A 16,771-nucleotide genomic window follows, 5' to 3' on the forward strand; every position below is an offset into this window, starting at 1 on the left:
ATGAGAATCCTTCAACATATTCGGTCTGTAAAAGGCTTCACTTTGCTTGAAATGCTCATCGTATTAGCTGTTGTGTCGATAATGCTCGCAGTTGGAATAGCAGGGGTTAAACCTGTTATGGAATGGGTGCAAAAACAAATGTTCATCACTCAGCTTGAGTCCGATTTATATTATGCCCATTCATATGCCATTAACAGGAAAGAAACCATTGTGTTTCGATTTTCAAAGGAGCAAAACGTATATGAGGCAGCATCTGGCAGAAAAACCATTATCAAAAGAAAGTTTCCAGACTCCATCAAGATGACAGGCGGCAATTTATCTCGTTTCCATATTACACCGGAAGGAACGATTTCCTATTTTGGAACCGTTCAATTTCAGGTGAATGATACCGCCGTTAAACTAACAATTTATTTAGGGAGGGGAAGGTTTAATGTTAAAAAGTGAAGACGGTTTTACTCTTCTGGACGGACTGGTATCATTCAGTTTCTTACTGCTTGTCGCTTCTTTGCTTTTCCCCTTATTGTTTCGCATGATCGATGTACTAAGTGAGGGAAAAAAAGAATTAACAGCCTACCGATTGCTGTATGAGCAGGTAGAGGAGTCGATTTGGTTGAATGATTGGGAGAACAGGCGGCTCATTCGAGAGAATATAGAATATGTATTTTCTTTTCATGATGTTCAAGAGAAAAAGAAAGCGTGTGTAACCTATGAAAGTAAAACAGTCTGTATGGAACAATGAATGCGGCTTTACATTGCTGGAGGCGATTATGACAATGGTCATTTCCAGTTTAATCCTGTCTTTTATTCCGCTTATGTATCTTTCATATGCGGCGGTGGAACGAAGCATTTCAACGGAGAAAGATTACGAATGGAACATTTTCCTTATTCAATTTCGTCGAGAACTGTATAGCGCCGAAGATTGGACAGTGGGATCCGATGAGCGGATTCTCATAGAAAAAAACGACATACCCATTTCATATGAACGTTACGGAAGGGTCGTCCGAAGGAAGGTTCGTGATAAGGGGCACGAGATTGTATTGCAAAATGTAGCGGGATTTTCCTTCCGGAAGGAAAGGCCAGGGATATATATGATGGTGGAATTTGCCGATGGAACAACGAAAGAAGCTTCACTTTATCCGGTGTTTGGATGGGAGGATGAATAATGGGGAATGAGCGGGGCGCTGTTTTTCCTTTAACACTCATGATCGTTTTTATTGCCTTTTTGATAGCAAGCCAAACGGCTTTTATCTTTATATCCCAACATGGATATTTAAAAGAGATAAGCAATTATTATAAGCAGGAAGGGGAGCGTTTGTTGAATGAGACGCTTTGGGAAGAGGATGAGTGAACGAAAAGCAAATAGTTTTTTCAAACGCTTTTAATGCATTCATATGAAGGGGTGCAGTTTGGTGACTCCGAAGGGATTATCCAATATGTAACCCCCTCGCTTTCTAGTAAGGAGGCACTAAAAATCGGGTAAATGGGCATACTCTTTTAAAAAAGAAAGGTGGTCTGTTGATGTCGACTAACGACTATGTCAAATACATGACAGAAACGTTCATTAAGCATTTGGAGAAGCCGAGATCGGAACGAAAAGAGTCAAGGAAGAAGAGGAAAGAAGGAAAAGGCCCCTTCTTGTTAAACTGGTTTGGGCTGATTCCCGTTTCACTCGTCATGTTGTTTAAGAGGGAAGGACGCAACTAAATATTTAGATTGGCGAGGCAAGGTAAAAAAGACCACCATTTATGATTTCAATGTTGATTTTCGGTTCATATTGGTCAATCAGTGCTTTTTTCTCGATCTCGTACGTTTCCGGCTTGTCAACTTGATCGGCATAAAATTGGTCTAACAGATTCAAGTCTTCCTCCTGTCTCTTTTTGGCCAATACGGCCCATGAATGGTCACTGGCTGCAATTTCATTCTTTACAAATGCATCGATTCTTTTTAAACCGCTGCCGGGTTTGATGATGGGGGAAATTGTAAAACAATAATCCGGGATTTTTGGTACGAGCTGGCGGCTTTGCATTTTTTCATGAAAATGATCGACGAGCATGCCGTTTATTAAATGGAGCCCGAAGGATTTTAACACATCCCGTTTCCTGTCGGAACGATATGATATTTTCAAATTCACATTCAGCCAGGGATAAAGCGGAACGGATTGAAATGGAGGTGGATTTGGCTGTTCGTACAACCGGATATAGGCTGCCATTTTTTTGGCTGAATGGAATAGTTGGTGAAGACGGGGGGCGCCAAAATGTATATATTCACCCTTTACATTTTCCGGAGCTTTTTCTTCATCTGTAATAAAAGTCAGTTTTCCCGGATTGGGTATTCCGCCCGTCTTTTCTAAATATGTCCAATAAAATGGTCGATTCATCAGTTCTTTATCCATTTCTATCGTTAATTGGACGGTTAAAAATCCGGGGCCGTTTTCCAAAATGGTGCATTGCGTCGCTTCAAAAAAGTTCTCAAGATATTGATGTATTTCTTGTTGAAGCATTTGTTTCACTTTCCTCTCTTATGGAATCAGCAAACTGGATGAAGGCGGAAAGGTTTGCCATCTTCACCTTCAGTTCCCCTTCCGACTTGGATTCCTTGAAAATATCATGCATATGTTCCTCGATACTGCCAAATTCCAGCTTTGCCAGAATATCATCCAATTCTCCGACTACACGCTCAAAGAGTTTAATTTTTTGCGTCAGCAAATTGACAATATGTTCTTCAATTGTATTTTTCACTGCGAAGTTATAAATATACACATCTTCCTTCTGGCCCAGTCGGTGCACCCGGCCAATTCTTTGCTCAAGGCGCATCGGATTCCATGGCAAGTCAAAGTTGATGACGTGGTTGCAAAACTGCAAATTTATCCCTTCGCCACCGGCTTCGGTTGCGATCAGTACTTGCACGTGATTTTTGAACAATTCTTTCATCCAATCTTTTTTCCCGCGCTTAAAACCTCCGCGAAACGGAACAGATTTAATCCCGTGCTGCTGCAAAAACCATTGCAAGTATAGTTGCGTAGCACGGTACTCTGTAAAAATAATCACTTTATCATTGATTTTTTTAATCAATTCGAGCGCTTTCAGTGCTTTTGAGTTTTGTGATACGGCATCTATCTTTGTTTGCAAAAATGTAAGCTTGTTCACATATTCATCTGAGAGGTTTTCATATTTTTGCAGCATGTTTTTTAATGTAAAATAAACGGCTTCCCGGCTGCTGCACGCTTCCCGCTGTAAAGTAATAATTGAAAAAGCATTTGCTGTATAAGATTCACAGGACTCCCTTAATATATCAATCCCATCATAAAGCTCGCGTTCCTCTTTGCTGAATTCAATCGGAATGGTTTCAACATGGCGCTTTGTCCATTCAATTTTGGTGTCAGCTCTTCTGTTCCGAATCATTACTTTATTAATCAGGCTTTTTAAATGTTCATTTTCTTGCTTTGATAATTTTTTATTTTTATATTTCTCCAAAAAGCTGCTTTGGCTCCCTAGATGGCCTGGCTTTAACAAGGAGACGAGGTAGAAAATTTCCTCAATTTTATTTTGAATCGGTGTTGCCGTCAGCAACAGACAATACTTTTTGGGGAGAGATTGCACGAACTGGTAATTTTTCGTTTTATGATTTTTCAGCTTGTGGGCCTCATCAACAATGATACAATCAAAATCTTGTTCGGAAATGATGTCGCAGTGAGGGCTCCGTTTTGCTGTATCAATGGATGAAACGATACAGTCATACTGGCCCCATACATAACTTTTTGTTGCCGCAACGGCATGGATGTGGAATTTGGAATTCAGCTCGTATGTCCACTGAGAAACGAGAGATGCAGGGACAAGGATCAATGCCCGTTTGACAAGGCCGCGAATCATATATTCTTTTAAGATCAATCCCGCTTCAATTGTTTTTCCCAGCCCCACCTCATCAGCTAAAATGGCTTTGCCGTTCATATTTTCCACAACGACAGTGGCCGTTTCCAGTTGATGGGGCAATAATGTTAGTTGAGGCAAATGGTTCGGTGCGACTAGACCCTCAAACTCAGGAACGAGTAGCTGTTTTTCCGCGGTTAATGCCAGCTTGAACAATTGTTGATTGGCCCAAGGGCCATCCTGTTCGATTCGCTCCAGGAAGCCCGGAAGCCATTGGGTATCAGATTGGATAGGTACCTTCATCGTGAACGCCTCTCCTTTTCTATGTATGATTGAGGAAAATGTTTGAACAATTGGCAAAAGAATGGTACGATGTGTGTAACTAGCAAGCTTCGCATGATAATAGTATAACCAGTCTCAAAAAGAATATAGGCGAATGATGACAAGAGGAGAGACCGATGAATTTTCGGCGCCGAAGGAGCAAGCGCGAACCCGTGCGAATCTCTCAGGCAAAAAGACTCTTGTTTGACGCAACTCTGGAGAGCGTTTTCTTCCTACGAGAAAACCACCAAAGAAGAAAGCCGATCTTAAAGCGGTCAAACTTTCAGGTCCCAAGACAGAGAAACCTTTTCATAGGGGTTTTTCTGTCTTTTTTTATTGCCTGATGTTACATAAAAGATAAAAAGGAGGAAGGACAATGTCAGAATTAAAACGAACCCCTTTGTATCCTTTGTATGAAAAGTACGGGGCAAAGACAATTGATTTTGGCGGCTGGGATCTTCCTGTCCAGTTTTCCAGCATAAAAGAGGAACATGAAGCCGTCAGGGAAAGAGCAGGCATTTTTGATGTTTCCCACATGGGAGAAGTGTTGGTGACAGGGAAAGAGAGTGAAGCGTTTCTTCAAAAATTGATGACCAACGATGTATCCAAACTGAAGAAGGGCGGCGCTCAATATACGGCAATGTGCTATGAGAATGGCGGAGTCGTAGACGATTTGCTCATCTATCGGCTTGATGAAGAAGAATACTTGTTGATCGTGAATGCCGCCAATACGGATAAAGATGTTGCCTGGTTAACACAATACGCGGATAAAGATGTCGAAGTGAAGAATGTCTCAGACCAATATGCCTTGATTGCGATTCAAGGACCGAAAGCGCAATTGATTTTGCAAAAAATTGTAAAAAATGTGGATTTAAGAGATGTCAAATTTTTCAAATTTCAACAGAATGTTGATGTAAACGGAGCGAAAGCTCTTGTTTCCCGAACTGGGTATACAGGTGAAGACGGGTTTGAAATTTACTGTAGCCCGAAAGACGCCACTCAAATATGGGAAGATCTGCTAAAAGCAGGCAAGGAAGAGGGGATTCAGCCTTGTGGGCTTGGTGCACGAGATACGTTGCGCTTCGAGGCGACTTTGCCGCTTTATGGACAGGAATTGTCCCCGGACATTTCTCCTTTAGAGGCAGGCATCGGATTTGCCGTAAAACTCAATAAAGAAGAGGACTTTATCGGAAAAGAAGCCCTGACAAAGCAAAAGGAAAACGGCGTTTCTAGAAGACTTGTAGGTATCGAAATGCTGGAGCGGGGCATCCCGAGGCATGGCTATCCCGTATATAAGAATGATGAAGAAATTGGGTTTGTCACGTCGGGAACACAATCTCCTACGCTGAAAAAAAACATCGGCCTTGCTCTCATTCAGTCTGAGTACAGTGAAGTAGGGAATGAGTTGGAAGTGGCTGTGCGCAAAAAACGTTTACAAGCAAAAATCATTAAAACGCCATTTTATACACGTCCAAAAAAATAGGATGGGGGAGAAAAATATGATCAAACATCGTTATTTGCCTATGACGGAAGAAGACAAGAAAGAAATGCTGCAAACGATCGGAGTAGATTCAATAGATGACTTATTTTCGGATATACCGGATAAAGTGCGATTCAAAAGGGAGTACAATATTAAAAAAGCCAAATCCGAATCCGCCTTATTAAAGGAGTTGTCTCGGCTTGCTGCCAAAAATGCCGATTTACAACAACATGTTTCGTTTTTGGGAGCGGGAGTGTACGACCATTATATCCCGACAATCGTTGACCATGTGATATCTCGATCAGAGTTTTACACCGCTTACACGCCTTATCAGCCGGAAATTTCTCAAGGTGAGCTCCAGGCCATTTTTCAATTTCAAACAATGATATGTGAATTAACAGGAATGGATGTTGCAAACTCTTCCATGTATGATGGCGGAACGGCGCTTGCAGAGGCGGCCATGCTCGCTGCCGGACATACAAGAAGAAAAAAAGTTCTCGTATCAAGGACGGTCCATCCCGAATCACGCGATGTATTAAAGACATATGCCAAAGGCCAGGCAGTTGAAGTGATAGAAATTCCCGATAAAGATGGTTTGACTGATTTGGAGGCTTTAAAGGCTGAAATCAACGAGGAGGTTGCTGCGGTAATTGTACAATACCCGAACTTCTTTGGCCAAATTGAGCCGCTTAAGAAAATTGAACCGCTCATCCATGACGTAAAAGGACTGTTTATCGTTTCCAGCAACCCGCTTTCTTTGGGTGTTTTAACACCTCCAGGCGCCATTGGTGCAGATATTGTGGTCGGAGATGCCCAGCCTTTCGGCATTCCCGCTTCCTTTGGCGGTCCGCATTGCGGCTATTTCGCCGTCACGAAAAAACTTATGCGAAAAGTTCCGGGAAGACTTGTTGGACAGACAACAGACGAAGACGGCAAGAGAGGTTTCGTTTTAACGCTGCAGGCGCGCGAGCAGCATATCCGGCGCGATAAAGCAACATCCAACATCTGTTCCAACCAAGCTTTGAACGCCCTGGCTGCATCTGTAGCCATGACGGCTTTGGGAAAACACGGTGTTAAAGAAATGGCTGTTCAAAATATCCAAAAAGCACATTATGCGAAAAACGCGTTGAAAGAAAGCGGATTTTCTATCGCGTTTGACGGGCCTCATTTCAACGAGTTTATTGTAAAGCTCCGTAAGCCTGTCGGGGAAATAAATGAAAAGCTGTTGGAAAAAGGATTCATTGGCGGATATGATGTAAGCCGTGAGTATCCGGAGCTGAAAAATCATATGTTGGTTGCCGTAACGGAGTTAAGAACAAAGGAAGAGATCGATCACTTCGTAAAAGAATTGGGGGATTGTCATGAGTAAAGAGAACTTGCCTCTTATTTTTGAAATGTCAACGCCGGGCCGTATCGGATACAGCCTTCCGGAATTGGATGTTCCAGAGGTTGATGTCCATCAATTTATCCCTTCGGATTATTTGCGGGAAGAAGAACCGAAACTTCCTGAAGTATCGGAATTGGATATTATGCGGCATTTTACAGAGCTTTCGAAGCACAATCACGGAGTAGACTCAGGTTTTTATCCACTCGGCTCTTGTACAATGAAATATAATCCTAAAATCAATGAACAGGTTGCCCGCTTCCCGGGCTTTGCCCATATTCATCCTTTGCAGCCGGAATCGTCCGTTCAAGGCGCGCTCGAACTAATGTATGATTTACAGGAGCATTTAAAAGAAATTACTGGAATGGATGAAGTGACCCTCCAGCCTGCCGCAGGCGCACATGGGGAATGGACCGGTTTAATGATGATCCGTGCTTACCATGAAGCAAATGGTGACACAAACCGGACGAAAGTCATCGTCCCGGATTCGGCACATGGAACCAACCCTGCTTCAGCGACAGTAGCGGGCTTGGAAACTGTTACTGTACGTTCCGGTGAAGACGGACTGGTTGATTTAGATCACTTAAAAGAGCTTGTTGGTCCAGATACAGCCGCACTGATGCTTACAAATCCTAATACACTTGGGCTATTTGAAGAACAAATTGTGGAGATGGCGGAAATTATCCATGGAGCAGGAGGCAAGCTGTACTATGATGGCGCAAACTTAAACGCTGTGATGTCCAAAGCCCGACCAGGCGATATGGGATTTGACGTCGTCCACTTGAATCTTCACAAAACGTTTACAGGCCCGCACGGAGGTGGCGGTCCCGGATCCGGACCTGTCGGTGTCAAAAAGGATTTAATTACGTATTTGCCAAAGCCTGTGATTACGAAACGCGATGATCAATTTGTCATTGATTACGACCGTCCCAATTCCATCGGCAGGGTAAAACCATTTTATGGAAACTTTGGAATCAACGTCAGGGCATACACATACATTCGTTCAATGGGGCCTGACGGCCTCAAGGCAGTGACGGAATACGCGGTTCTCAACGCCAATTATTTGATGAGAAAGCTCGCTCCGTATTTCGATTTGCCGTATGACAGGCACTGTAAACATGAATTTGTGTTAAGCGGAAAACGCCAAAAGAAATTGGGTGTCCGGACACTTGATATTGCCAAACGTCTCCTTGACTTTGGCTATCATCCGCCGACAATCTATTTTCCGCTCAACGTCGAAGAGTGTATGATGTTTGAACCGACTGAAACAGAGTCGAAAGAAACGCTTGACGGCTTTATTGATGCGATGATCCAAATTGCAAAGGAAGCGGAAGAAAATCCGGAGATTGTCCAAGAAGCACCTCATAATACTATTGTTAAAAGACTGGATGAAACCCAGGCTGCCAGAAAGCCGATTCTTCGGTATGAAAAAGCATAAAACATATCAGCCATAGTAAAGACTGTATAAAAAAAGTACATTTGATAAGCTCCCCTTAAGGGGAGCTTTTTATGTCCACCGCTTTTAGCGATCACAGCTTGTAAAGATACAGATTTTAACCAAAGATAAATATTTGGGCATGAGGGGGAAAACGACCCCATTTCTCTCCACTCTGCTTATGATAAATAAAAAAGCAAACATCTTCCAAAAGGAACTTACACATAAAGGAATAATCAAGGAAATGATCGTCCTTCATGAAAAGGTATTTACGGTTATCGTCGAATGACCCTCGTGAATTTAAAAAAGCCTTGGTCATAAAGAGCTAGTGGCGAGAATGATTCCTAAAACCAAACACACTCATGCACATGTGACGGATCACATTTTAAAGCGGGAATTTACAGCAGTAAAACAATGAAAGGACGTTCCTGAGTTTCAAGATGGTTTGGACAAAGAAGAAAGCCAATTTTAAAGCGCGATTTTGGATTTGCGTGATGATCCATTAAGGGTATTCCAAAACAAACAGAGTAGACAAAGCGAAAGATACATTCACTACGGTAAAACTTCCCCTTATCCAAAGCGCCGTGCATATATTGCGTTGATACCGAGAACAGACACACATCAAGCATATGTATGAGTAACGAGCTATTGGGGAACAGTTTTGAAAGCTGTCCATAGCGATAAAGTAGATGCATATCAAGAAAAATGAAACGGCCTTAGTCCCTTTATATATAGAACTAAAACCGCTTATAGGTTTTTTATTATTTTCGCTGTTTACTTAGTGACAAGGGACAGTTCAAATTGATACGCCATTACCAAGTTTTAATAAGGTTCTTCAAAATGATGTGGTTCGCGATTTTTTCCAAGAAAAGAGTCCTTTTGAGTCAAAAAAATAGGGCCGATGACGAGTAGTTAAGCTGTCGTATTTTTCTGGGCTTCTTTTATTTCCAACTCTTTCACTTTAGTCTCTGACAAGTACTCGACCTTAATTCCGAAAAGTGCCATCAAGATCGCAATGATTGGAACAGCATAGTTCATGACCGCGTATGGCGCATAATCAACAGGGTGGACTGCAAGAGTTGAAAAAATGAACACGCCACATGTATTCCATGGTACAAAGACCGAAGTGATGGTTCCGCCATCTTCTAGCGCTCGCGACAAGTTTTTGGAATGAAGTTTCTTATCTCTATATGCCTTTAAATACATTCTTCCAGGCAAAAGGATAGAAATATATTGTTCAGATGCTGTTGCATTTGTAAAGAAAGACGAGAAAATGGTTGTAACAATCAAGCTTTTACCTGTGCGAGCTAATTTCAGGATTTGAGCCACAATTGATTTCAGCATGCCTGTTTGTTCCATTACTCCGCCAAATGTCATTGCTACAATTGTCAATGATACAGTGTACATCATATCATCGATGCCACCACGGTTAAATAATTCATCCACCATCGCGTTTCCGGTTTTAATTGAATACCCGCCTTGAAGGGTATTGACAGCATCTGCAATTGAGCCGTCTTGTACAAAAATATAACAAATCCACCCCATAAAAACCCCAATAAAAAGGGCCGGAAGCGCTGGCATTTTTTTAGCCACCAAGATAATGACCAATACTGGGACGAGAAACAGCCAAGGAGAAATGACGAAATTCTCTTGTAATGCAGTTAAAATGTGACCGATTTCTCCGGCGTCCATAGAGGAAGAAGAGAATCCCCTTCCTAAAAAGATGTAGACGATAAAGGCGATGGCCAGTCCAGGGATTGTAGTGTAAATCATATGTTTAATATGATCGAATAAGTCAGTGCCCGTAATCCCCGCTGCCAAATTAGTCGTATCTGAAAGCGGTGACATTTTATCACCAAAATAGGATCCTGAAATAATCGCTCCGGCTACCATCGGTGCAGGGATGCCCATACTGATTCCGATCCCCATTCCGGCAACTCCGATCGTCCCCATTGTTGACCAAGAACTCCCGATGGCAAGCGTGACAACCGCACAGATTGCGCATATAGAAGCGAGAAATAATGAGGGTGTAATCATTTTCAGACCATAATAAATCATGGTTGCAATAATGCCACCGCCAATCCATGCCCCGATAATCATTCCAATAGTAATGATGATCAAAATGGCCGGCAGAGCCAGTCGAATCCCTTTGTATGCTCCTTCTTCGATAACATCCCATTTATAACCCAATCGCCAAGCGATGAAAGCGGACACAACTGTTCCCACAAGAAGCGGAATATGTGGACTTCCTTCAAACTTGATAATGGTAACTGCCATGACGGCTACCATCACGATTAACGGTATGATAGCCAGAAAGAAAGGAACATGTATTTCTGGCTTGTTTTCTTTCATGGATTTTCTCCTTTCAATTAAGTTTAACGTCAAAACTATAATAATATATAAAGGTGAATTGATAAATGCAAAATTTTTAAGCTCAGCGCAAAATTTTTTTGCGCTTTCGCAGTTGTTTCTATTATAATTCTGAAAAAAATAGGACACCTTAGTTGATCAGTTTAATAAAAATGAAATACCTGGCTCGCTTCGTTTGCTATGGCTTTAGATAGGAAAAGTTGAAATGCGTTTTATACCGACTTTCTGCAAGGTAAACCCACATTTGACCCGATGGAATTAAACAAGTTAATTCGACCTAACAAAGCAAGGGCAACATCTCAAAAGTTTCATCATTGAATGCAGCAAAAAGGGGACGTAACGGGAAAAGTATGTGTAAGAACGATCCGTTTCCTTTGTTTTCTGTACGAAATCGCTGTGGCCAACTCATGTACCATCATCTGCCTCCTGTTATTTTCCCATGAAAAACCGCCTCGTTATCCATAGATAAGAATAGTGAATATACCTACAAATCGATTCCCGCCATTCTTATCTTTTAGCAAAATAATGCTACACAATCTGTTGCCGAAGTTCCGTTATGCCAGTCCCTCCGCTTTCTTGAATAAGAATTCGTTTCTTAGAAATGATTGAATAAGGATTATTTTTTATTAGAACGTAAAAATGATTGCGCCATAATGAAAATGACACTTTGTTTTTCACAAGAGGTTTTGGTAAAAAAGATGGCAAGTTTTATTTGCTTGCCTAAGGATATGGAAGCCTGATAAATTTGATAGGCGAGGGTATGAATAAAGAGGGAAGACCTTTTATTTTTTGTGATTGGCAACATCGCCTTTATTTTATAAGATATAAAAGACGTTGATAGGCAGACTCACGTACGGTTATGTAAGAGGCCGGGGGATCCATTCCCCCTCCTGCTCAATGTCCATAAGTATTCTGGCGGTTTTTTTAATACCGCTCATTGCATACCGCTGTCCGGGCGCTTGTTTTATGATTTCTTTTTAATTTTTCCCGTCCAATTTTTGTAGCCGCCTTGCAGATGGTACAGCTGACGGTATCCTTTTTTGTAAAGAATTTGGGCGGCCCTTCCACTTCTCATCCCGCTTTGGCAATATAAGTAGACCGGTTTATCCGGACGAATTTCCTTCATTCTCATTTTTAACTGAGACATTGGAATACTTCTCGCGCCAAGGATATGGCCGCCGTCATATTCTTTCTGTTCACGCACATCGATGAGTTGTGCTTTGCGGTATCCGGCACGAAATTCATCTTCCGTCAGCGTTTTTAATATTTTCTTTTGTTGGAAATAGTTAAAAAGAGAAAAAGCAATAACTACCACCAACAAGCCAATTGTTGTATAAAGAAGTACCAACTCCATAGCCCCTTTCTAGTAATAACCCTATTCTCTATTATATTCTCCAAATGACGATGAATCAAAGTTTTTTCCTCTATTCCACTCCAACAAAAAGTAAAATGTTAAATTTGTTGAAAATCAACGATTTGTGCTGTGGTATCGGTTAATCTCTTCTTTTATCTCCCGGAATCTCTTAATTTTAAATTTGACAAATGACGATTGTTTAGCTCCGAAACACAATATATAGTAGAGTTGTTTCAAAATAAAATCAATATATTGTGTTTAAGGATTGATTTTCTGGATAAATATATGGTAACGTATCTATGACAGATACATAAGTAAGGTAACTTACCCGAAATGTTTTTGAGAAGGAGTTGGCAAAATGTCTGTTGCATTTACGAAAAAACCGAATCTAAATATTGAAAGGCTTAATGAAGACATTCAATTATTTAAGCATGTTCATCCTATCACACCTGATATGCGAATTACCCACAAAGGGGTCTCAAGACTTGTCATGATTGACAGGTATGCATATAAAGATACCGAAAAAATCACTTTGAGTGAAGGTGACTTCGTCGTGTTGACGATTAAAGAAGACCCGAAGTTTCCGGCAAGGGGATTGGGCTTCATCCAATCCATTGATTGGGAAGAAAAGACAGCCGAAGTGATTGTCGAAGAGGAGTACCGAAGTGCCTTGGAGGATGAGGTAGAGAGAGAAACAGGCATCATTGTCCGTCCTCTTGATATTATAGAAAAACCATTGGAAGTTTTTTACGAGCAAATTGCAAAAAGAAATGCAACAGGTCTTGCCTCCGTCGAAAAAACGGAAGAGAAAAGACAAGAATGGTTCGAAAAATTTTATGAAGAGCTGGTTAATTTGCATTTCGTCCCTGCCGGACGAGTCTTATATGGAGCGGGCTCCGGTACGGATGTCACTTATTTTAACTGTTATGTGATGCCATTTGTCGCTGATTCGCGCGAAGGTATTTCCGAACATAGAAAACAAGTAATGGAAATTATGAGCCGCGGTGGGGGCGTCGGAACAAATGGATCGACATTGAGACCGCGCAATACGTTGGCTCGCGGAGTAAACGGAAAATCTTCCGGCTCTGTTTCTTGGCTGGATGATATTGCCAAACTGACACATCTCGTCGAACAGGGAGGATCTCGTCGGGGCGCGCAAATGATCATGCTTGCCTCTTGGCATCCTGATATTGTGGAATTTATCATCTCCAAAATGCAAAATCCGCGTATTCTGCGCTTTTTAATTGAAAACACCACGGACCCGGTCATCAAAAAGCACGCAAAAGATAAATTGAAATTCACCCCGCTTACACAAGCGGAGGAAGCTATGTATCAAGGTGTCCTCAACTATCGAAATATACCCGGCCATGGCGGTTTCAACGAAGAAATATTCCAAAACGCCGAAGAAAAATTAAGGGAAGGCGGAACATATTCAGTTCATAATCCTGAATTTTTAACAGGAGCCAATATTTCGGTATGTATTACAAAGGAGTTTATGGAAGCTGTAGAAAAGGACACCGAATATGAACTTTGTTTCCCAGATGTCGAGAATTACGAAGAGGAAGAAATGACCATTTACAATGAACAGTGGCACAAGGTGGGAGATGTTCGCGAGTGGAAAAGACTTGGCCACAAAGTGCGTGTTTACCGTAAAATGAAAGCCCGCGAACTGTGGAACCTTATCAATATTTGTGCGACGTATTCTGCGGAACCAGGCATTTTCTTTATTGACAATGCAAACGAAATGACGAATGCGCAAGCATACGGACAAAAAGTGGTAGCGACCAATCCTTGCGGTGAGCAGCCATTGGCTCCTTACTCCGTATGTAATTTGGCGGCTGTGAACCTAGCGCAAATGGCTGATAAAAAGAAAAAGGAAGTCGACTTTGAAAAATTAAGACAAACAGTAAAAGTCGGCGTGAGAATGCAGGATAACGTAATTGATGCAACACCATACTTCTTGGAAGAGAATAAAAAACAGGCACTTGGCGAGCGCCGGATCGGTCTTGGTGTCATGGGATTAGCAGATTTGCTCATCTATTGTGAAAAGGAATATGGCTCCAAGGAAGGAAATGAGCTTGTAGATCAAGTGTTTGAAGTCATTGCAACAACCGCCTATGAAGAGTCTATTGAATTGGCAAAAGAAAAGGGCAGCTTCCCGTTTTTAAGAGGAGAAACAGAGGCGGAGACAGCCAAGCTTCGCGAGGCATTTACCAACACCGGCTTTATGAAGGGAATGCCAGAAGAAATTCGTGAATCGATCAAAGAGCACGGCATTCGCAACTCGCACCTTCTGACTGTAGCTCCAACTGGCTCCACCGGAACAATGATTGGCTGCTCAACAGGGCTTGAACCATACTTCTCCTTTACGTATTACCGCAGCGGCCGCCTCGGAAAATTCATTGAAGTGAAGGCCGACATTGTGGAAGAGTATCTGAGGGAGCATCCGGAAGCAGATAAGGACAAATTGCCGCATTGGTTTATTACGGCAATGGATCTTTCCCCTGAAGCTCATGCGGATGTACAGTGCATCATCCAGCGTTGGATTGACAGCTCCATATCCAAAACGGTCAATGCGCCGAAAGGATATACCGTCGAGCAGGTCGAAAAAGTGTACGAGCGGTTGTATAAAGGCGGAGCCAAAGGTGGTACCGTATATGTTGATGGCAGCCGTGATTCACAGGTGCTCACATTAAAAGCAGAGGATAACAGCTTTGAGGAAAAGCAGGAAACCGAGCAGCCGGAACGCCCTGTCGTATTAGTTGATACCATTCAAGATGTCCGTTCGACGAGTGTGACGATCGGCTCCGAATTGGGGAATACATGTCCAGTCTGCCGCAAAGGACAGGTAAAAGAGATCGGCGGATGCAATACTTGTGATAATTGCAACGCTCAGTTAAAATGTGGACTATAACCAACATAGTCGGCTGACCCGTTTATTCGGGTCAGTTTTTTTTAGGGATTGTCATCAGTTTCCAACATTCCAACAATTTGTTCTAATTCCCGTTTTATCAAACATATATCAATATAAGTGAGACTTATGGGGCTTTTCGCACTGGTTGTTAGTTGAACCATCGGGCTTTTACAGCGGCTGATCTCCTTGTTGAAGTGGGCGGCTTCAGTTAAGGCGGATAAACAGCATTGAGAAAGGCGGGCAAAACAATGGAAATTGACGGGGTGTTTTCGGGAGGGGGCATAAAGGGTTTTGCTTTGCTTGGGGCACTTGAAATACTGGAGGAGAGGGGATTCACATTCAAGCGGCTTGCAGGAACAAGTGCGGGAGCGGTGATTTCCGCATTAGCGGCAGCCGGCTATTCCAGCAAGGAAATGATTGATTTGATGAAAAATGTAGATATGAAAATATTCCTTGATCGCAGAAAAACTCTCTTGCCTTTTCAAATGGCCAAGTGGCTGTTACTTTACTTTCGAATGGGTATTTACCGGGGCGATTTATTGGAGGACTGGCTCGGAAAAAAACTTGCACACAAAGGTGTCTATACGTTTAAAGATTTGCCTCCTGATTCATTGCGGGTCATTGCGTCTGATCTATCAGCGGGCAGATTGCTTGTCCTTCCGGATGACTTGGGAAAATATGGGGTTCCAAAAGAAACGTTTCCAGTGGCACGAGCCATTCGGATGAGCTGTGCGATCCCTTATTTTTTTGAACCCGTTAAACTCCGCTCATTATCCGGAACCAATATGATCGTGGATGGAGGCCTATTAAGCAATTTCCCCATTTGGCTGTTTCAAAAGGACGGGAAAAAACCAAAAAGACCGATCATCGGGGTAAAACTGAGCCATCATACAGAAGAACAGCCAGAAAGAAATATTCAAAACGGGCTGCAGCTCGTTGAAGCATTATTTACTACGATGAAAGATGCGCACGATGCAAAATATATTTCCCGGAAACATGAAAAAAACATTATTTTTATCCCCATGAACGAAACGTTTTCGATTGAATTTTCCATTGATAACCAAAAAAAAGAAGCCCTTATTGAAAAAGGGCGCGAGCGAGCCAGGATGTTTTTAACATCTTGGGTATACTAAGTATTCATCAGACAGCGTCGATTAAAAAATCGCTCTGTCTTTTTTCTTGCTTTTCTTTCCTTCAATAACGGTTAAATGGGCAGTAGATCTTCTACGCAACGGCCTGTTTCGCAAATGGCTTTTTGCCTTCATTTGGCTTTTACGCCGTTTTGCCCGTAATTTAGATTGCCTTGCCGCTTTGGCAAATGCATTTCTTTCTCTGCGGCTCGGTAACCGATTGCTCACAAGCCGAAAGATCAGCAAAACAATAGCAACCGTAATCGCGATAATGAACAGTTGCCTAAACAGACCTGCCGGGTTGGTGAATAAATAGGAACCGAGTCCCACGACAGCCAAGAGAAAGATTCCTCCTATAATCCAATTCCGTACATTCAAGAGCGCCACCTCCTTGGGAGTAATGGACATCTTTCCCAAAAAGCAATGCATTTATACATAATGAACAACAATTTACACTCATACTTATCTCACTTTTCTTTTCCACATCGGCAAATCTTTAAACGAAGGACCGAGATGT

15 protein-coding genes and 1 riboswitch are annotated in these 16,771 nt (G+C 42.2%); of the genes, 10 read left to right on the forward strand and 5 right to left on the reverse strand.

The window, feature by feature from the left end:
- The 5 genes from comGD to NST31_RS20240 all read left to right on the forward strand — a co-directional run bounded on the left by comGD (position 1) and on the right by NST31_RS20240 (position 1,704).
- Positions 1 to 444: a competence type IV pilus minor pilin ComGD gene (comGD, locus tag NST31_RS20220; protein WP_268920949.1), complete on the forward strand. Its 444-nt coding sequence runs from the start codon at positions 1 to 3 to the stop codon at positions 442 to 444.
- Entirely contained in the window at positions 431 to 739 is a 309-nt protein-coding gene (locus NST31_RS20225; protein ID WP_205178673.1) for a type II secretion system GspH family protein, read from the forward strand. Before comGD ends, NST31_RS20225 begins: the two co-directional genes overlap by 14 nt.
- Positions 708 to 1,163: a competence type IV pilus minor pilin ComGF gene (gene comGF / locus NST31_RS20230; protein WP_077111379.1), complete on the forward strand. Its 456-nt coding sequence runs from the start codon at positions 708 to 710 to the stop codon at positions 1,161 to 1,163. The genes NST31_RS20225 and comGF overlap by 32 nt, the downstream gene beginning before the upstream one ends.
- Positions 1,163 to 1,348, forward strand: a complete 186-nt coding sequence (locus NST31_RS20235; protein ID WP_205178671.1) for a hypothetical protein — start codon at positions 1,163 to 1,165, stop codon at positions 1,346 to 1,348. The genes comGF and NST31_RS20235 overlap by 1 nt, the downstream gene beginning before the upstream one ends.
- A 170-nt stretch (positions 1,349 to 1,518) precedes the next feature.
- Positions 1,519 to 1,704 (forward strand): YqzE family protein, encoded by a 186-nt coding sequence (locus tag NST31_RS20240; protein ID WP_077111377.1) that lies wholly within the window; start codon positions 1,519 to 1,521, stop codon positions 1,702 to 1,704.
- A gap of 4 nt (positions 1,705 to 1,708) precedes the next feature.
- On the opposite strand, the gene NST31_RS20245 is transcribed toward NST31_RS20240, so the two are convergent.
- Both NST31_RS20245 and NST31_RS20250 read right to left on the reverse strand, forming a co-directional pair.
- The gene (locus NST31_RS20245; RefSeq protein ID WP_205178669.1) at positions 1,709 to 2,500 is read right to left on the reverse strand and encodes a YqhG family protein; all 792 of its coding nucleotides are present in this window, start codon (positions 2,498 to 2,500) and stop codon (positions 1,709 to 1,711) included.
- Complete coding sequence (locus NST31_RS20250; RefSeq protein ID WP_339162902.1) at positions 2,469 to 4,169, reverse strand: SNF2-related protein; 1,701 nt, start codon at positions 4,167 to 4,169, stop codon at positions 2,469 to 2,471. The genes NST31_RS20245 and NST31_RS20250 overlap by 32 nt, the downstream gene beginning before the upstream one ends.
- A 133-nt stretch (positions 4,170 to 4,302) precedes the next feature.
- A riboswitch (glycine riboswitch) is annotated at positions 4,303 to 4,397 on the forward strand.
- A gap of 166 nt (positions 4,398 to 4,563) precedes the next feature.
- Here NST31_RS20250 and gcvT point away from each other — a divergent pair.
- Genes gcvT through gcvPB form a run of 3 tightly spaced genes read left to right on the forward strand, consistent with a single transcriptional unit; the run spans position 4,564 to position 8,489 of the window.
- Entirely contained in the window at positions 4,564 to 5,670 is a 1,107-nt protein-coding gene (gene gcvT, locus NST31_RS20255; protein WP_077111372.1) for a glycine cleavage system aminomethyltransferase GcvT, read from the forward strand.
- Positions 5,671 to 5,689: 19 nt separating this feature from the next.
- Positions 5,690 to 7,036: an aminomethyl-transferring glycine dehydrogenase subunit GcvPA gene (gcvPA, locus tag NST31_RS20260; RefSeq protein WP_339165631.1), complete on the forward strand. Its 1,347-nt coding sequence runs from the start codon at positions 5,690 to 5,692 to the stop codon at positions 7,034 to 7,036.
- Positions 7,029 to 8,489, forward strand: coding sequence for an aminomethyl-transferring glycine dehydrogenase subunit GcvPB (gcvPB, locus tag NST31_RS20265; protein ID WP_205178665.1), 1,461 nt, complete (start codon positions 7,029 to 7,031; stop codon positions 8,487 to 8,489). The genes gcvPA and gcvPB overlap by 8 nt, the downstream gene beginning before the upstream one ends.
- A 909-nt stretch (positions 8,490 to 9,398) precedes the next feature.
- Here gcvPB and nhaC read toward each other — a convergent pair.
- Positions 9,399 to 10,838, reverse strand: a complete 1,440-nt coding sequence (nhaC, locus tag NST31_RS20270) for a Na+/H+ antiporter NhaC (protein WP_205178663.1) — start codon at positions 10,836 to 10,838, stop codon at positions 9,399 to 9,401.
- A gap of 982 nt (positions 10,839 to 11,820) precedes the next feature.
- Positions 11,821 to 12,210, reverse strand: coding sequence for a rhodanese-like domain-containing protein (locus NST31_RS20275; RefSeq protein WP_077111368.1), 390 nt, complete (start codon positions 12,208 to 12,210; stop codon positions 11,821 to 11,823).
- A gap of 358 nt (positions 12,211 to 12,568) precedes the next feature.
- On the opposite strand from NST31_RS20275, the gene NST31_RS20280 reads away from it, so the two are divergent.
- Positions 12,569 to 15,124 (forward strand): vitamin B12-dependent ribonucleotide reductase, encoded by a 2,556-nt coding sequence (locus NST31_RS20280; protein WP_077111367.1) that lies wholly within the window; start codon positions 12,569 to 12,571, stop codon positions 15,122 to 15,124.
- A 248-nt stretch (positions 15,125 to 15,372) separates the two neighbouring features.
- Positions 15,373 to 16,257, forward strand: coding sequence for a patatin-like phospholipase family protein (locus tag NST31_RS20285; protein ID WP_339162906.1), 885 nt, complete (start codon positions 15,373 to 15,375; stop codon positions 16,255 to 16,257).
- 21 nt (positions 16,258 to 16,278) lie between these two features.
- Here NST31_RS20285 and NST31_RS20290 read toward each other — a convergent pair whose 3' ends face one another.
- On the reverse strand, positions 16,279 to 16,632 hold the full coding sequence (locus tag NST31_RS20290; RefSeq protein ID WP_083717470.1) for an SA1362 family protein: 354 nt from the start codon (positions 16,630 to 16,632) through the stop codon (positions 16,279 to 16,281).
- Positions 16,633 to 16,771 lie beyond the last annotated feature (139 nt).

Source organism: Siminovitchia sp. FSL W7-1587 (genome assembly GCF_037963795.1).
Classification (GTDB): domain Bacteria; phylum Bacillota; class Bacilli; order Bacillales; family Bacillaceae_C; genus Siminovitchia; species Siminovitchia thermophila.

Excerpts from the sequence above, each read along its gene's own strand:
- nhaC (WP_205178663.1), bottom strand. The coding sequence starts at position 10,838 with ATGAAAGAAAACAAGCCAGAAATACATGTTCCTTTCTTTCTGGCTATC.
- NST31_RS20235 (WP_205178671.1), top strand. The coding sequence starts at position 1,163 with ATGGGGAATGAGCGGGGCGCTGTTTTTCCTTTAACACTCATGATCGTT.
- NST31_RS20225 (WP_205178673.1), top strand. The coding sequence starts at position 431 with ATGTTAAAAAGTGAAGACGGTTTTACTCTTCTGGACGGACTGGTATCA.
- gcvPB (WP_205178665.1), top strand. The coding sequence starts at position 7,029 with ATGAGTAAAGAGAACTTGCCTCTTATTTTTGAAATGTCAACGCCGGGC.
- NST31_RS20275 (WP_077111368.1), bottom strand. The coding sequence starts at position 12,210 with ATGGAGTTGGTACTTCTTTATACAACAATTGGCTTGTTGGTGGTAGTT.
- gcvT (WP_077111372.1), top strand. The coding sequence starts at position 4,564 with ATGTCAGAATTAAAACGAACCCCTTTGTATCCTTTGTATGAAAAGTAC.
- comGD (WP_268920949.1), top strand. The coding sequence starts at position 1 with ATGAGAATCCTTCAACATATTCGGTCTGTAAAAGGCTTCACTTTGCTT.
- NST31_RS20245 (WP_205178669.1), bottom strand. The coding sequence starts at position 2,500 with ATGCTTCAACAAGAAATACATCAATATCTTGAGAACTTTTTTGAAGCG.
- comGF (WP_077111379.1), top strand. The coding sequence starts at position 708 with ATGAAAGTAAAACAGTCTGTATGGAACAATGAATGCGGCTTTACATTG.
- NST31_RS20285 (WP_339162906.1), top strand. The coding sequence starts at position 15,373 with ATGGAAATTGACGGGGTGTTTTCGGGAGGGGGCATAAAGGGTTTTGCT.
- NST31_RS20280 (WP_077111367.1), top strand. The coding sequence starts at position 12,569 with ATGTCTGTTGCATTTACGAAAAAACCGAATCTAAATATTGAAAGGCTT.
- NST31_RS20240 (WP_077111377.1), top strand. The coding sequence starts at position 1,519 with ATGTCGACTAACGACTATGTCAAATACATGACAGAAACGTTCATTAAG.
- NST31_RS20250 (WP_339162902.1), bottom strand. The coding sequence starts at position 4,169 with ATGAAGGTACCTATCCAATCTGATACCCAATGGCTTCCGGGCTTCCTG.